Source organism: Streptomyces orinoci (assembly GCF_003121295.1).
Taxonomy (GTDB): domain Bacteria; phylum Actinomycetota; class Actinomycetes; order Streptomycetales; family Streptomycetaceae; genus Streptomyces; species Streptomyces orinoci.
Genome location: NZ_PHNC01000029.1, coordinates 1,269,201 through 1,283,840, shown reverse-complemented (window position 1 = coordinate 1,283,840; position 14,640 = coordinate 1,269,201). Strand labels below are relative to the sequence as shown.

At 72.5% G+C, this 14,640-nt stretch carries 14 protein-coding genes; 7 read left to right on the top strand and 7 right to left on the bottom strand.

Annotated elements, in window-relative coordinates:
• The first annotated feature begins 131 nt into the window (after window positions 1-131).
• Together CV755_RS20555 and CV755_RS20550 are read left to right on the top strand one after the other, a co-directional pair.
• Window positions 132-635: a Zn-ribbon domain-containing OB-fold protein gene (locus tag CV755_RS20555; RefSeq protein WP_109281657.1), complete on the top strand. Its 504-nt coding sequence runs from the start codon at window positions 132-134 to the stop codon at window positions 633-635.
• A gap of 99 nt (window positions 636-734) precedes the next feature.
• Window positions 735-1,367 carry a GNAT family N-acetyltransferase gene (locus CV755_RS20550; RefSeq protein ID WP_109281656.1) on the top strand — a complete coding sequence of 211 codons (633 nt, stop codon included), beginning with the start codon at window positions 735-737 and terminating at the stop codon, window positions 1,365-1,367.
• Here CV755_RS20550 and CV755_RS20545 read toward each other — a convergent pair.
• Both CV755_RS20545 and CV755_RS20540 read right to left on the bottom strand, forming a co-directional pair.
• Entirely contained in the window at window positions 1,316-2,005 is a 690-nt protein-coding gene (locus CV755_RS20545; RefSeq protein WP_109281655.1) for a pyridoxine/pyridoxamine 5'-phosphate oxidase, read from the bottom strand. The two genes, CV755_RS20550 and CV755_RS20545, sit on opposite strands and share 52 nt — an antisense overlap.
• Before the next feature lie 109 nt (window positions 2,006-2,114).
• Window positions 2,115-3,287 carry a thiolase C-terminal domain-containing protein gene (locus CV755_RS20540; protein WP_109281654.1) on the bottom strand — a complete coding sequence of 391 codons (1,173 nt, stop codon included), beginning with the start codon at window positions 3,285-3,287 and terminating at the stop codon, window positions 2,115-2,117.
• An 88-nt stretch (window positions 3,288-3,375) separates the two neighbouring features.
• Here CV755_RS20540 and CV755_RS20535 point away from each other — a divergent pair, with 88 nt between their 5' ends.
• Together CV755_RS20535 and CV755_RS20530 are read left to right on the top strand one after the other, a co-directional pair.
• The gene (locus CV755_RS20535; protein ID WP_109281653.1) at window positions 3,376-4,779 is read left to right on the top strand and encodes an acyl-CoA dehydrogenase family protein; all 1,404 of its coding nucleotides are present in this window, start codon (window positions 3,376-3,378) and stop codon (window positions 4,777-4,779) included.
• A complete protein-coding gene (locus CV755_RS20530; protein ID WP_109281652.1) occupies window positions 4,776-5,309 on the top strand; it encodes a nitroreductase family deazaflavin-dependent oxidoreductase in 534 nt (177 codons plus the stop codon). Before CV755_RS20535 ends, CV755_RS20530 begins: the two co-directional genes overlap by 4 nt.
• Before the next feature lie 19 nt (window positions 5,310-5,328).
• On the opposite strand, the gene CV755_RS20525 is transcribed toward CV755_RS20530, so the two are convergent.
• A complete protein-coding gene (locus CV755_RS20525) occupies window positions 5,329-5,976 on the bottom strand; it encodes a TetR family transcriptional regulator (RefSeq protein WP_109281651.1) in 648 nt (215 codons plus the stop codon).
• 273 nt (window positions 5,977-6,249) lie between these two features.
• Between CV755_RS20525 and kbpA the strand changes: the two genes are divergently transcribed.
• A complete protein-coding gene (kbpA, locus tag CV755_RS20520; RefSeq protein WP_109281650.1) occupies window positions 6,250-7,074 on the top strand; it encodes an AfsK-binding protein KbpA in 825 nt (274 codons plus the stop codon).
• Window positions 7,075-7,241: 167 nt separating this feature from the next.
• The gene (gene afsK / locus CV755_RS20515; protein WP_241561310.1) at window positions 7,242-9,665 is read left to right on the top strand and encodes a protein serine/threonine kinase AfsK; all 2,424 of its coding nucleotides are present in this window, start codon (window positions 7,242-7,244) and stop codon (window positions 9,663-9,665) included.
• Window positions 9,666-9,668: 3 nt separating this feature from the next.
• Here afsK and CV755_RS20510 read toward each other — a convergent pair whose 3' ends face one another.
• From CV755_RS20510 to CV755_RS20500, 3 genes are read right to left on the bottom strand one after another with little or no spacing between them, the layout of a single operon-like run.
• A complete protein-coding gene (locus tag CV755_RS20510) occupies window positions 9,669-10,436 on the bottom strand; it encodes an enoyl-CoA hydratase/isomerase family protein (RefSeq protein WP_109281648.1) in 768 nt (255 codons plus the stop codon).
• The gene (locus tag CV755_RS20505; protein ID WP_241561309.1) at window positions 10,433-10,885 is read right to left on the bottom strand and encodes a Zn-ribbon domain-containing OB-fold protein; all 453 of its coding nucleotides are present in this window, start codon (window positions 10,883-10,885) and stop codon (window positions 10,433-10,435) included. Before CV755_RS20505 ends, CV755_RS20510 begins: the two co-directional genes overlap by 4 nt.
• A gap of 18 nt (window positions 10,886-10,903) precedes the next feature.
• On the bottom strand, window positions 10,904-12,052 hold the full coding sequence (locus CV755_RS20500; protein ID WP_109281646.1) for a lipid-transfer protein: 1,149 nt from the start codon (window positions 12,050-12,052) through the stop codon (window positions 10,904-10,906).
• A gap of 111 nt (window positions 12,053-12,163) precedes the next feature.
• On the opposite strand from CV755_RS20500, the gene CV755_RS20495 reads away from it, so the two are divergent.
• Entirely contained in the window at window positions 12,164-13,762 is a 1,599-nt protein-coding gene (locus CV755_RS20495; protein ID WP_109281645.1) for a FadD3 family acyl-CoA ligase, read from the top strand.
• A gap of 91 nt (window positions 13,763-13,853) precedes the next feature.
• Here the strand turns inward: CV755_RS20495 and CV755_RS20490 are convergent, their stop codons facing one another.
• Window positions 13,854-14,186, bottom strand: coding sequence for a cupin domain-containing protein (locus CV755_RS20490; RefSeq protein ID WP_109281644.1), 333 nt, complete (start codon window positions 14,184-14,186; stop codon window positions 13,854-13,856).
• Window positions 14,187-14,640: the final 454 nt, after the last annotated feature.

Genomic DNA, 14,640 nt, shown 5'->3' with positions numbered 1-14,640 from the left:
CTCGAGGACCGATGAGCTGACGTACAGTCAGCGTACTGAGCTGACTCATCGTCAGGAACGCGTCGTACCGGAGAAAGCAAGGAGAAGCGGATAAGCCGCGCGGCGGCGAAGTGGGAGAAGGGAGGCGCGCCTTGGGGCTCTCCCCGTCCACCGGACGGTTCGATGTGCCGGAGATCGACGAGTTCACCCGGCCCTATTGGGAGGCGGCCGCCGGGGGCCGGCTGCTGATCCGGCGCTGCCGGGCGGCTGGTTGCGGCAGGGCGCACCACTATCCGCGGGAGTTCTGCCCGCACTGCTGGAGCGAGGATGTCATCTGGGAGGAGGCGAGTGGCCATGCGGTGCTCTACACCTGGTCCGTGGTGCATATGAACGATCTGCCGCCGTTCCGGGGCCGGCTGCCCTATGTGGCCGCCATGGCGGATCTGGCCGAGGGGCCGCGGCTGGCCACCGAGTTGGTGGACTGCGAGCCGGACGCCCTGCGCATGGGGATGCCGCTGGAGGTGGTGTTCCGGGCACTGCCGGACGCCTCCGGAGGCCCGGACGGCCGCCCCGCCCCGCTCGCGCCGGTCCCTGGGAGCGACGGCCCGGGGGACGCGGCCGGGATGCCCATCGTGCCGTGCTTCCGGCCGCGTTGATGGCGCGGTGGTGCGGGGTTGATGCCGCGGCGGAATGCCGTGTGGATGCCCTGTGGATGCCGTCCTGTTGATGTGGCCGGCGCCCTGTTGAATGGGGTTATGACACAACCCACGGCATGGGACGGACCGCTTCGGCCGGCACACGGCGATCTCCGGCTGCGCCCCTGGGAGGAGGCGGACCTGGCGGTGGTGCTCCGGGGCATATCCGACCCGGACTTCCGGCGCTGGAACGCGGTGACCATTCCGCCGCCCACCGAGGAGGGGGCCCGGGACTACCTGCTGCGGAGCATGGCGGGGTGGCGGGAGGGCCGGGTCGCCTCCTTCGCGGTGGTGGTCACCGAGGCGGGGCGGGAGGTCGTGGTCGGTGATGTCCGGCTGGCCAACTTCGGCTGGATCAACCGCAGTGCCCGGATCTCCTACTGGGTGTTGCCGGAGTACCGGGGACGGGGCCGGGCCTCCGGTGCCGTGGAGGCGGTCACCCGGTGGGGGTTCGGTCCGGCGCTGGGGCTGCACCGGATCGAGCTGAGCCATGTGCTGCCCAACCAGGCGTCCTGCCGGGTGGCCGGTCGCTGCGGGTACCTGGCGGAGGGCACCATGCGCGGGGAGATGCCGGGCAGCGACGGCCGGATGTGGGACGCGCACCTGCACGCCCGGCTGGCTACGGATCCGGCGCCCGGGGATCAGGGCCAGAGCAGCCCGGTGGTCCAGGCGCCGTCCTGGGAGCGCCGGTAGCGCAGGCGGATGTGCCGGCGTCCGGCGTCACCCTGGAAGAACTCCACCTCCTCGGCGTCCAGGGTGTACAGCTGCCAGCTGTCCACCGGGGTCTGGGGTTCCCGGGCGGCCCGTTCCCAGGCGTCCCTCGAGGCGCGCTCCAGTTCCGCCAGGGACGAGAGCTCCTCGCTCTGGTGGCCGACCAGGGCGGCGGCCAGGGCGCCGGTCGAGCGTTTGGCCAGGTCGGCCCGGCTCTCGGCGGGGCCGGCCTGGGTCACCCGGCCCTCCACCCGGACCTGGCGGCCCACCGCGGGCCAGTAGAAGCCCAGGGCGGCCTGGGGGCGCGCCTGGAGTTCCCGGCCCTTGCGGCTGGTGCGGTGGGTGGCGAAGTGCCAGCCGCGCTGGTCGGCGTCGTGCAGCATCACCGTCCGCACGGAAGGGCGCCCCTCGGCGTCGGCGGTGGCCAGGGCCATGGTGTGCGGTTCCGGGCTGCCTGCCGCGGCCGCCTCGGTGAGCCACTGCTGGAACAGCGGCAGCGGGGTGGGCGGGGCGGTGCCGGGGTCGAAGGCGGGCAGCTCGGTGTCCCAGACCCGCAGGGTGCGCAGAAGTCGGCGGAAGGTGTGCTGGGTCTGCTCGTCCGGCTGAGGCGTGGTGGTCATGCGGGCCATCCAACCAAGGCGGCCGGGAGGGCTCCGGGAGGCCGGGGGGGTGCCGCCGCCGGGCCGGGGTCCGAGGCGCGCGAAGGTATCCCGGGCCGCGCCCGGGCTCTCAGTCCCGGCCCAGGATGACCGTGCCGGAGGAGCAGAACCAGCCGCCCGTGCCGGAGGCGAGCGCCAGCCGGGGTGGGCTGCCGTCGGGGAGGCGGACCTGGCGGGCCGGCTCCGCCTCGCCGCGTAGCTGGCGTACCGCCTCCACCAGGAGGAACAGCCCGCGCATACCGGGGTGGCAGGCGGAGAGGCCGCCTCCGTCGGTGTTGACGGGCAGGGCTCCGCCGATGGTCAGCCGGTCGTCCGCCGTGAAGGGTCCGCCCTCGCCCTTGGGGCAGAAGCCGAGGTCTTCCAGGGTCACCAGGGTCATATAGGTGAACGCGTCATAGATCTGGGCGACTTGGATGTCCTCGGGGGTGAGGCCCGCGCGGCGGAAGGCGAGCGTGCCGGAGACGGCCGCCGGGGAGACGGTGAAGTCGGGCCACTCCGAGAGTGCGGCATGGGACACTGCGGTGCCGGTGCCCAGTACCCAGACCGGTGGCCTGGCCGCGTCCGCCGCGTACTCCTCGGCCGCGAGCAGCACCGCGCAGCCGCCGTCGGAGCGGATGCAGCAGTGCAGTCTGGTGAAGGGTTCGGCCACCGGTGGACCGGCCAGGACATCATCGATGGTGATCGGGGAGCGGTGCAGCGCATAGGGATTGTGCGCGGCGTTGGACCGGGCCTGTACGGCAATGTTCGCCAATTGTTCGATGGTGGTGCCGTATTGGTGCATATGGCGCCGGGCGGCCATGGCGTATTTGGCGATCAGTGTGTGCCCGTAGGGGACTTCGAACTGCAAGGGGCCATGGGCGCCGAAGGAGAGATTGGCGGTACGGCGCCCGGCGCGCAGGTCGGCGCGGGCCGTGGAGCCATAGACCAGCAGTACGGCCTCGGCGTGGCCGGCGGCGATGGCGTCGGCGGCGTGTGCCGCCATCACCTCCCAGGTGGCGCCGCCGACCGAGGTGGAGTCCACCCAGGCGGGGCGCAGCCCCAGATATCCGGCCACCTCGGCCGGGGCCAGGGTGCCCAGCCCGGCGGAGGCGAAGCCGTCGATCAATGACCGGTCCAGGCCGCAGTCGGCGAGTGCGCGCCGGGCCGCCTGGGCGTGCAGGGCGTAGGGCGATGCGGTGTCCAGCCGGCCGCAGTCGGACAGGGCCGCGCCGAGTATGGCGACCTTTCGGGTGCCCGGGCTCATAAAAACTGACGGTACATCAGTTCAAGGCTGGGAAGTTATGGCCCGGCTGCCTAGTATCCGGCTCCTCGGGAGCGATGGAGGTCGCCCTATGGACGTCGAACTGAGCGCGGAGCAGCGGGAGATACGCCGTACGCTGCGTGAATTGCTGCTCAAGCGCTGTGGCTCCGGCGAGGTGCGGGCGGCGGTCGCCACCCCCGCCGGATGGGACCTTGAGCTTTGGCGGGAGCTTGCGGGGCTGGGACTGCCAGGACTGGCGGTGCCCAAACGCTATGGGGGAGTGGGTTGCGGCTGGGCCGAACTCGCCCTGGCCGCCGAGGAGACCGGACGGTTCCTGCTGCCCTCGCCCCTGCTGGCCACCTCGGCGCTGGCCGCCCCGCTGATCGCCGCACTTGGCACGTCCGGGCAGCGCGCCGAACTGCTTCCGGCGCTTGCCTCCGGCCGGCTGACCGCCACCCTCGTGGTACCCCGGGCTCCCCTGCCCACGGCCCTCGCGCTCACCGGTGCGAATGACGCCACTCGGCCCCCCGGTGACGGCCCCGGCGCGGCCCGCCCCGCCGATGCGATCGGGCCCGATGCTGCCCGACCCGGCGCGGCCCGGCCCGCCGACGCGATCGGCCCCGACGCTGCCCGACCCGGCGCGGCCCGGTCCGCCGACGGGCCCGAAACAGCCCGTCCCGCCGCCTCCCGACCCGCCGGTGACTGGTCCGACGACTGGTCCGGTGGTGGCCGTACAGGCGGGGTGCAAGCCCGGCAAACCGCCAGTGGCTGGCGGTTGTTCGGGGACGCCGCCCAGGTGCTGGACGGCCATGGCGCCGACCTGTTGCTGGTGGCGGCGCACACCGGGGGCTATGTCCACGGGCACCCCGCCCTCTTCGTCGCAGCAGCACACCCCAGCGTCCGGCGCATCCGGCTGACCGCCCTGGATGAGACCCGGCCCCAGGCCAGGCTGGAGTTCCGGGACACACCGGCCGAGCCGCTCGGCCGCCAACCGGCCGACCCCCGCCCCGACTTGGCCCGGCTGGGCGGCTCCTTCGCCGCCGTGCTGGCCGCCGAGGCCACCGGCGCCGCCGGCCGGGCCCTGGAGCTGACCCTGGAACATGTGAAGGTCCGCGAGCAGTTCGGCCGTCCCATAGGTTCCTTCCAGGCGGTCAAGCACCGGCTGGCCGAGCTCTATGTGGCGGTGCGGGCCGCGCGTTCGGCGGCGTACTACGCGGCCTGGGCGGTCACCCCGGAGTCCGGGGCCGTTCACCCCTCACCGGCCGCGGCGCTGGCACTGGCCCAGGCGCTGCACGCCCAGTCCCTGGTCGCCGGGGAGGCCGTGCAGTTGCACGGCGGCCTCGGGGTGACCTGGGAACACGACGTGCAGTTGTACTTCAAGCGGGCGGCCTCCGATGCCTTGCTGTTCGGTCCGGTGCACCGGCTGCGGGCCCGGGCGGCCGAGGCCGTGGGGCTGTTCGAGGCGGGCCGGTACCAGGAGGCGGTGGTGTTGTGAGGGGCGTCGTCGAACGCATCGTCCAACGAGTCTCGTCCAGCAGGGCGTTCGCCCGGGTGGGGCCGTATTTCGTTCCGGCTCTGGACTCCGCGGTGCACCGGCTGACCGGTGGCCGGGCGATGCTCAGCGCCCGGCTGCTGCCGAGTCTGGTCCTCACCAGCACCGGAGCAAGGAGCGGGCTGCCCAGGAGGACGCCGCTGGCCTGTCTGCCGGAGCGGGACGCGGATGGCGCCGAGTGCGGATGGATCGTGATCGGCAGCAACTTCGGCCGCCCCGCGCATCCGGCCTGGACGGCCAATCTGCTGGCTCGGCCAAGGGCGGAGATCAGCAGGCGGGGCAGACAAGTCCCGGTGACCGCACGCCTGTTGCGCGGTGCGGAACGGGAGGCGGTATGGCGACGGGTGGTGGCCTTCTGGCCGCCGTACGCCCGTTACCAGGCGCGGGTGGAACGGGAGATCCGGCTGTTCCGGCTGGAGAGTTCAGCTAAGGGTGCGCGCTGTGGCGGGCCCGGTGGCCCGCCCTTGCGATGACAGGACGCGCGCCGCACCGTTACCTGGTCGGCTTCTTGCCGGTGATGCCCAGATGCACCAGCAGGGCCAGATTGGGCTTGAGTTCGGCCTGCTTGACGCCCCAGCTCTGGAAGCCCTTCTGGTGCGAGGCGACCGCCGCCAGCATGGCGACCAGCGAGCCCGCCACCGCGGCGGGATTGACGTCCTGGTCCACCTTGCGCTTGGCCTGGAGCTCCTTGACCGAATCGGTAAGGGAGTTGGTGACCGCGTTGAGGATCTTCATGCGGATCTTGTAGAACCGCTTGTCGCCCTCGGCGGCTCCCAGGTCCACCACGCGCAGGATGGCGTCATTGCGCCGCCAGAAGTCGAGGAAGCCGTCCACCAGTTCCTCGGCCGCCTGCCAGCCGGCCTTGCCGACCCAACTCCGCCCGGCCACCAGCTCGGTGAGCCCGGCGCCTTCCTTGGCCATCTCCTCGGCGATCTCCAGGACCGCGCCCTCGACGTCCGGGAAGTACTGGTAGAAGGTGGCGGGCGAGGTGCCGGCCTTACGGGCCACATCGATGACCTTGACGTCGCGGTACGGCGACGAGCTGAGCATTTCGCCGAGGCAGTCGAGCAGCTTCTGCCGCGTCGCCTGACCTCGCCGGCCGGCCACCCGGCCGTCGACGGTGCGTACTTGTCCTGTCATGCCGTCAGCTTACCGAGGGGTGATCGGAGCGCGATTCGGCCGCATGCAAATGGGGGCGGGGGTGGGAAAAGGGGTGTTAGTGCAGCTCAGAGGGGTTTCGGGGAGTCGAAAAGGGAGTGTGCGGACATTGGCCCGTACCGGTGAATCGTCGCACCGGCGGGCCGTGGCCCAGGGCCCGCCGCACCCCCCGTACCCCGGTTGTCCGCAGCCCGGGCGGGATCGCCCGACCGCCTATACCGTGGCTGCTGAGGGCGTCGGAAGGAGGCGGTCGCCATGAGCGCTGCCACGGGCGGAAATCAGGGGGCCGGACCGTGCTGGGCGGACGTCACACTGCCCGATCTGAATGCGGGCAAGCGCTTCTACGGTGAACTCTTCGGCTGGACCTTCCAGGAGGGTGACGACCGCTTCGGGCAGTACACCCACGCCTTCCATCAGGGGGCCGAGGTGGCCGCGCTGTCCCCGAAGCCGGACGGCAGGATGCCCACCGCCTGGTGCGTCTACTTCGCCTCCCCCGACGCGGTGGCCACCGCCGGGCGGATCCGGGCGGCGGGCGGGCAGGTGATCACCGCCCCGACGGCGCTCGGCGAGTACGGCACCATGCTGCTGGCCGCGGACCCGTCCGGCGCCGTGTTCGGCGTCTGGCAGGCCGGCAGCCACCGGGGCTTCGGCAAGCGCGGCGAGGTGGGCTCCTTCGGCTGGACCGAGGTCTACACCCGGGAACCCGGCGCGGTGGACGCCTTCTACTCACAGGTCTTCGGCTTCCGGAGCATGGACCTCAGCCGGACCGCGGGCATGGACTACGCGGCCTGGACGCCGGCCGGCGAACCCGCCACCCATGACCACGCCATCGGCGGCCGGGCGGTGATGGACGAGCGGTTCCCCGCCGAGATGCCCGCGCACTATCTGCTGTATTTCGTGGTGGACGACTGTGACGCCGCCGCCTACACCGCGCTCCAGCTGCACGGCCGGGTACGGCGCCAGCCCGAGGACACCCCGCACGGCCGCTTCGCGGTGCTGACGGACGACCAGGGGGCGGACTTCGCCATCATCGACCCCTCCCGGGCCCGGCCGCGCGACGGCGGCGACCAGACCGGTTAGCGGTGGCCCGGCTTCCGTTTGTGGCGGGGACACGCCAAGCGTGACCCGAGTTCGCAACCACGGCCTCCGCCAGGGAGAATCGGGGGAGCGTATCCCGGGACAATTCGTGGAGGGACGCTGCACGGGGCTGGAACCCTTCAAGCCCCCACGGGGAGGTGGCAGGCCAGTTGGAGCAGCTTACGCAGCACGACCCGAGACGGATCGGCCCCTTTGAGGTGCTCGGCCGGCTCGGCGCCGGCGGCATGGGGCTGGTCTATCTCGCCCGCTCGGCGTCCGGCCGGCGGGTGGCGATCAAGACGGTGCGCACGGAGCTGGCCGAGGACCAGTTGTTCCGAGTGCGGTTCACCCGTGAGGTGGAAGCGGCCCGCGCGGTCAGCGGCTTCTACACCGCCGCCGTGGTGGACGCCGATCCCCGGGCGGCCGTGCCCTGGCTGGCCACCGCCTATGTGCCCGCCCCCTCGCTGGAGGAGATCGTCAACGAGTGCGGCCCGCTGCCCGCCCAGGCGGTGCGCTGGCTGGCCGCCGGAGTGGCGGAGGCGTTGCAGTCCATCCATGGCGCCGGCCTGGTGCACCGCGATCTGAAGCCCTCCAATGTGCTGGTGGTGGAGGACGGCCCGCGGGTGATCGACTTCGGTATCGCCTCCGGGGTGTCCAACACCCGGCTGACCATGACCAATGTCGCCGTGGGCACCCCCGCCTATATGTCCCCCGAGCAGGCCCGCGACTCCCGCAGCGTCACCGGCGCCAGCGATGTCTTCTCGCTGGGCTCCACCCTGGTCTTCGCGGCCACCGGCCATGCGCCCTACCACGGCGTCAACCCGGTGGAGACGGTCTTTATGCTGCTGCGCGAGGGGCCGGACCTCAGCGGTCTGCCCGACGAGCTGCGGCCGCTGATCGACTCCTGTATGCAGATGGCGGCCGAGCACCGGCCCACCCCGGCCGACCTCCAGTCCCAGCTGGCGCCGCACCTGTTCTCCTCCGGCGACGACAGCGGCACCGCCTCCGCCTGGCTGCCGGACAACGCCGTCTCCATGATCGAACAGCGCCGGGCCGGGCACCGTCCGGCGGCCGCCGCCTCCCGTGGCACCGGCCGCGCCACCGTGCCGCCGCCCGCCCGGCCCCCGGCCGCCGAGCCGGTACCCGCCTCGCCGCCGCCGCGGCCGGGCACCGGCTGGGGCCAGGGCGCCGCCGCCCGCACCGGGCGCGGCGCGGTGGCCGACCCGCGCGGCGGGCTGAGCAGCCCCCAGGTCGTCGCCCCCGCCCAGGGGCGGCACGCGGGCGCCCCCTCCCTCACCGAGGACGGTCCGGTACGGCTGCCCGGCTCCCGGGTCGCCATCGGCCCCGGCCCCCGGGTCGCCGATACCCGTGAGCCGCAGGCGCCGCCGGGCACCGGCTGGGTACGGCCGCCCGCCGGCGGCACCACCGCGCCGCCCGCCGAACCGGCCAACCTCACGGCCGATCCGGGCCGTTGGCGGCCCTGGCGGTTCCGGATGTCCAATGATGTCTGGGGCACCCCCACCGTCTCCGGTGAGCTGCTGTATGTCACCTCCTTCGAGGTGCACGCCCTCGATGTGGCCAGCGGACGACGGCAGTTCAAGACCCGCGATGTGGCCTGGGCGATGGCGGTGGCGGACGGCCGGATACACGCCTCCGACGGCCCCACGCTCTATGCGCTGGACGCCGCCGACGGCGGGGAACGCTGGCGGCTGGCCACCGACGGCTGGGTGTACTCGCTCAAGGCCGACCGGGGCACCGTGGTCACCGGCACCCGTGGCGGCGGCGCCCAGGCCTGGGAGGCGGCCACCGGCGAGCTGCTGTGGGAACGCGGCGGTCTGCAGACCGACTTCGAGACCCCCGACTGCGGTCCGGTGGTGCACGAGGACACCGTCTATGTCTGGGCCGACGCCCGGCTGCGCGCCCTGGAGGCCCGCACCGGTGCCGAGCGCTGGTCCTACCCGGTGGGCGACACCGCGGCCTGCGGTGGGGTGCCGGTGCGGCTGCTGGCCGCCCCCGACGGTGTGGTCTATGTGACCGCCGGGACCAGGGTGCTGGCCATCGACGCCGCCCGGGGCGATGTGCGCTGGCGGTTCGAGGCGCCCGCCGTCTTCCTCTGCCCGCCCGCGTACGCCCCCGGCGCGGCGGTGTCCGGCGGTGGCGTCTATGCCGCCGACTATCTGGGCACGGTGTACGCGCTGGACACCGCCTCCGGGCGGGAGCGCTGGCGGATCGCCACCGAGGGACGCCAGTCCACCGAACCGGTGCTGGTCAACGGGCAGTTGGTGCATCTGGGCAGTGGCGGGGCGCTCTACACCCTGGACGCGGTCAGCGGTACGCCCCGCTGGCGGTTCGCCGCGGGCGGCGATGTGGTGGGCTCCCCGGTGGTCGCCGACGGCCGGGTGCACTTCGGCTCCGCCGACCACTGCCTCTACACCCTCGACGCCATGGGCGGTCAGCTGCGCTGGAAGCTGGCCACCGGCGGGGAGATCACCGGCTCGCCGGTGGTCACCGGCGGCGTGGTCTATGCCTGCAGCAAGGACCGCTGTGTCTACGCCCTGGACGCGGCCAAGGGCACCGGACAGAGCCGCCGCTGACCCTCACCGCAGCCGGTGCTCCCGGCGGCGGGCGGCGAACAGCGCCGCCTGCTCTTCGGGCGGCGCGCTGCCCAGCCGGATCAACTGCGGGGCCAGCGCCCTGGCGTGCGCCCTGGCCGTCTCCCGGGCCGCCCAGAGCGCCCGTACGGTGCCCTGGACCGCGCCGGGCGGGTGGCGGGCCAGGTCGGCGGCGGTGCGCAGCGCTGCCTGGCGCGCCCCGGCGGGGGTGGCGGCCAGCTCGGTCACCAGGCCCAGCTGGTAGGCGCGTTGGGCGGAGATACGTTCCGCCGTGCCCAGCAGGGCGGTGCGGGCGGCCTCGCCCCAGGGCAGCAGCTGGACCAGTTCCATGGCCTCATAGGCGCTGACCATGCCATAGGAGGTGTGCGGGTCGAAGAAGACGGCGTTCTCCGCCGCGATGACGAACTCGGCCTCGCCCAGCAGATAGAAGGCCCCGCCGCAGGCCATCCCATTGACCGCCGCGATCACCGGCTTCCACAGGTCGGCGGCTTTGGGCCCCACGGTCAGCAGCGGATCGTCCAGCGCACAGGGCCCGGAGGGCTGGGGCACCTCGGCGGAGCGGTCAATTCCGGTGCAGAATGCCTGCTCGCCCGCGCCGGTCAGGACAATCACCCGTACCGAGTCGTCCTGGCGCAACCGGCGCCAGAGGGCGCCGAGTTCGGCGGCGGTGGCCAGGTCGATGGCGTTGTGGCGCTCCGGCCGGTCGAGGGTCACCAGGGCCACGGCGCCGGTAACGGTGGTCCGTACGCTCATGAGGTCCCCAGCAGCCACTGCGGCAGGGCGAGTCGGGCGGAGACCCGGGTGAAGGTCACCCGGACCGCCGCACCGATGGCCAGCCGGGCCGGGTCCAGGGAGCCGGGCGGGGCGTCCGGCGCGGCCAGCACATTGCCCACCAGCCGGATCCCGGGGGCGTCAAGGAGCTCGATCAAGGCCACGTTGTAGGGCGCCAGTTGGGCGTATCCCTCGAGCAGCGGAGGGTGTGCGATCACAAACGACCAGATGTGCCCACGGCCGGACACCTTCTGCCAGCGGTGGGCGAAGCTCTGGCAGTACGGGCAGCAGGGACGCGGCGGGAAGCGCGGGGTCCGGCAGCCGGCGCAGGTCTGTATGCGCAGCTCGCCACGGGCCGCGTAGTCCCAGAACGGGGCGCCGTCCTGGTCGGTGACCGGTGGCAGCAGCCCATTGTCAGTGGTGCCCCTCATGATGGACGGCATGAGACATCAACTCCTCAGCAGCACGGCGGAGGTGGGGACTCCCTCGCCCGCCGTCACCAGACAGGTCCGGGCTCCCGGCACCTGTGCGGTGGAGGTGCCGCGCAGCTGCCGGACGCCCTCGTTGATCAGGTTGAAGCCATGGACGTAGGCCTCGCTCAGCCCGCCGCCGCTGGTGTTGACCGGCAGCCGGCCGCCCAGTTCCAGGGCGCGGTCCTCGGTGAAGGCGGCTCCCTCACCCCGGGCGCAGAAGCCATAGCCCTCCAGGGAGAGCGGGATCAGCGGGGTGAAGGCGTCATAGATCTGGGCCACATCGACGTCCGCCGGGCCGAAGTCCGCGGTTTTCCACAGCTGTCGGGCGGCGGTCCAGGAGGGGCCGGTGAGCGGGTCGTCGTTCCAGTAGTTGACCATGCCATGGTGCTGGGCGGGCAGCGCCTGGGCGGCGGAGTGGAGGTGGACGGGGGTGTGCCGGCAGTCCCGGGCGCGTTCCGCGGAGACCAGCACACAGGCCAACGCCCCGTCGGTCTCCAGGCAGTTGTCATAGAGGCAGAGCGGTTCACTGATCCAGCGCGCCGCCAGATACGCCTCCCGGGTCAGCGGCCGGTGGTACATCACCGCCGCCGGATTACGGTTGGCGTGCCGGCGGCAGGCCAGGGCGACATTGCACAGGTGCTCCCGGGTGCCGCCGTACCGGTGCAGATAGCGGCGGGCCAGCATGGCGATCTCATCCACCGGCCGCAGCAGTCCATAGGGGCGGGTCCACTGCGCCGGGGTGGGCAGCTGAACGCTGCCACGCCAGGGCCGGGGGCCCGAGCCGCGTTTGCGTGACCGCCAGGCGACGCCCACCCGTGCCTGACCGGTGGTAATCGCCATGGCGAGGTGGGCGAGGGTGGCGCAGGAGCCGCCGCCGCCGAAGCCCACCCGGGAGAAGTGGGTGATATCGCCCGCCCCGATCGCCTTGGCGAGCTCGACCTCATCGGTCTCCTCCATGGTGTACGAGGCGAGGGCGTCCACCTCGGACGGGGCGATGCCCGCGTCATCCAGTGCCGCGAGTACCGCGCGGCACGCCAAGGTCTTCTCGGAATCCGGCAGTTGCCGGGCGAAGGGGGTCTGTCCGATGCCGACGATCGCCGTGGCGTCCTTGAGCGCTGCGGCCATGGTCACCTCCGGGCTGACGTGGCCGACGGTGCTGACAGCGCTGAAGGCTATCGCTAACCTGACGAAGCGTCAGCTATGGCTGCGGCCGGCTGGCCGGAGGGAGGCCGGGCGATGCGTGCGGACCTGGAATTCGGTTCGATATCCCAGCTGGTACGGGCGTCCGCCGAGCGCCATGCGGAGCGCGAGGCCGTGGTGGAGGGGCGCACCAGGCTGTCCTTCGCCGGGCTGGGCGCCCGGGTGGCAGATGCCGCCGCGGCCTGCCTGGCCGATGGTGTACGCCCCGGCGACCGGGTGGCCGTCTGGGCCCCGAATACCCTGGACTGGATCACGGCCGCGCTGGGCGCCGTCACCGCCGGAGCGGTGCTGGTCCCGCTGAACACCCGCTTCAAGGGGGCGGAGGCGGTCCAGGTGCTGGCCCGCACCGGGGCCAGGACGCTGTTCGTCACCGGCACCTTTCTGGGCACCTCCTATGTGGCCGCGCTCCGCCGGGCCGCGGGGGAGGACCTGCGGCTGCTGCCCCGGCTGCGCCGGGTGGTGGTGCTCGGCGAGGAGGCCGCGCCCGAGGGCTTCCGTACCTGGAAGGAGTTCCTGGCGGACGGGGCCGGGATACCGCCCGCCGCCGTCCGGGAACGGGCCGGGAGCATCAGGCCGTCCGATCCCTCCGACATCCTCTTCACCTCCGGTACCACCGGAGAGCCCAAGGGCGCCGTGGTCAGCCATGCCCAGACGCTCAGGGCCTTCGGGGCCTGGAGCGAGCTGGCCGGACTGCGGGAAGGAGACCGCTATCTGATCGTCAACCCGTTCTTCCACACCTTCGGTTACAAGGCCGGGATTCTGGCCTGTCTGATGCGCGGCGCCACCATGGTGCCCCAGCCGGTCTTCGACGCGGCCACGGTGCTGGCGCACATCACGGCGGAGCGGATCTCGGTGCTTCCCGGCCCGCCCACGCTCTTCCAGTCGCTGCTGGACCATCCCGCCCGGCCCGGCCATGACCTGTCCTCCCTCCGGCTGGTGGTGACCGGTGCCGCCGCGGTGCCGCGCACCCTGATCGACCGGCTGCGGGGCGAACTCGGCGTCCCCGAGGTGCTGACCGCCTATGGGATGAGCGAGGCCACGGGGGTGATCACCATGTGCCGCCGGGACGACCCACCGGAGGTGGCGGCCACCACCTCGGGGCGGGCCCTTGAGGACACCGAGGTGACGGTGGTGGACGCGGACGGCCGCTGGCTGCCGCCGGGCGAGCCCGGGGAGATCCTGGTACGCGGCTACCAGGTGATGTCCGGCTACTTCGAAGACCCGGCCGCCACGGCCGAAGTCCTGGACGACGAGGGGTGGTTGCACACCGGTGATGTCGGGGTGCTGGACGTTCACGGCAACCTCACGGTCACCGACCGCATCAAGGACATGCTGGTGGTGGGGGGCTTCAACGCCTATCCGGCCGAAATAGAGCGCCTGTTGTGCGGCCACCCCGGCGTCGCCGAGGCAGCGGTGGTGGGGGTGCCGGACGCCCGGCTGGGCGAGGTGGGCCGGGCCTTTGTGGTCCGCTCCGCCGAGGGGGCCGGCCTGACCGAGGAGCAGCTGATCGCCTGGTCGCGGCGGGAGATGGCCAACTACAAGGTGCCGAGGGAGATCCGGTTTGTGGCCGCGCTGCCGCGGAACGCGGCGGGGAAGGTGCGCAAGGGGGTACTGCGGGAGGTGGCCGCGGAGTAGCGCCGCCGGGCGGGGGCGTGTCTCCGGCCGCGGATGGCAGCGGGCCGCCGGCCACGCGGCGGAGCCGCAGTGTATGAGTGCCCCGTGCCGCTCAAGGGGCGGCGCCGGTCAGTTGGTGGAGGATGACCAGCGAGGGCGCGGGGCCGTTGTTGCGGGCCCGGTGGCGGGTGTTCGTCGGTACCAGCAGCCCCTGGTGGGCGCGGGCGGTGTGCCGGCCGGCGGCGGACTCCACGGTCAGCTCGCCGCTGATCACATAGAGCAGTTCCTCCTCGGAGGCGAGCGAGTGCTCGTCCAGCTCCTCACCGGGCTGGAGGATCACCACGCTGGTCGAGGTCAGCCCGGGATACCAGGCGGGGGAGTCCACCACGGACAGCCGGTGGACGGCTTCTTCGGACTCGATCAGGCGGATCGGCTTGCCGGTCAAGGGGACTCCACGGTCATGTTGGCTGCCGGGCCGGCCGGAGCGGGCAGGGGAAGTGCTTTGAGTCGCTCCGGCCGGTGTTCCAAGGTGACATGCAAGGTCGGTTCAGAAGTCCGGTTCGACGCCCTCCTTTCCGGATGGTGTGCCTGCGGTGGCCTGTCCACCCTGTGACCCCGGGTGGTTGTCCGGCAACGCGGAATTGCCAAATCGCAGGTGACAACGGAGGAAGTGGCGGACAATAAACCGTTGTCCGCGGCAATGAGGTGGGGGAGTCGAGGGTGGGCAGGCCAGGGCGTCCTCAGGGCAGGGCGAAAGGGCAGACCGCCGAGGCCAATGAACTGGCCTCGTTGTTATGTGAACTGACCCGTGACTTCACGGTCAGAGAGCTGGCCGAGCGGTATCAGATGAGCAAGACCAGCTGGAGCGACTACCGGTCCGGGGCGAAGACGGTTCCGCT

Bases quoted from the DNA above. Each gene is read 5' to 3' on its own strand.
- CV755_RS20525 (WP_109281651.1), bottom strand. From the start codon at position 5,976: ATGACAGGACAAGTACGCACCGTCGACGGCCGGGTGGCCGGCCGGCGA.
- CV755_RS20495 (WP_109281645.1), top strand. From the start codon at position 12,164: ATGCGTGCGGACCTGGAATTCGGTTCGATATCCCAGCTGGTACGGGCG.
- CV755_RS20550 (WP_109281656.1), top strand. From the start codon at position 735: ATGACACAACCCACGGCATGGGACGGACCGCTTCGGCCGGCACACGGC.
- CV755_RS20510 (WP_109281648.1), bottom strand. From the start codon at position 10,436: ATGAGCGTACGGACCACCGTTACCGGCGCCGTGGCCCTGGTGACCCTC.
- CV755_RS20500 (WP_109281646.1), bottom strand. From the start codon at position 12,052: ATGGCCGCAGCGCTCAAGGACGCCACGGCGATCGTCGGCATCGGACAG.
- kbpA (WP_109281650.1), top strand. From the start codon at position 6,250: ATGAGCGCTGCCACGGGCGGAAATCAGGGGGCCGGACCGTGCTGGGCG.
- CV755_RS20505 (WP_241561309.1), bottom strand. From the start codon at position 10,885: ATGAGGGGCACCACTGACAATGGGCTGCTGCCACCGGTCACCGACCAG.
- CV755_RS20540 (WP_109281654.1), bottom strand. From the start codon at position 3,287: ATGAGCCCGGGCACCCGAAAGGTCGCCATACTCGGCGCGGCCCTGTCC.
- CV755_RS20545 (WP_109281655.1), bottom strand. From the start codon at position 2,005: ATGACCACCACGCCTCAGCCGGACGAGCAGACCCAGCACACCTTCCGC.
- CV755_RS20535 (WP_109281653.1), top strand. From the start codon at position 3,376: ATGGACGTCGAACTGAGCGCGGAGCAGCGGGAGATACGCCGTACGCTG.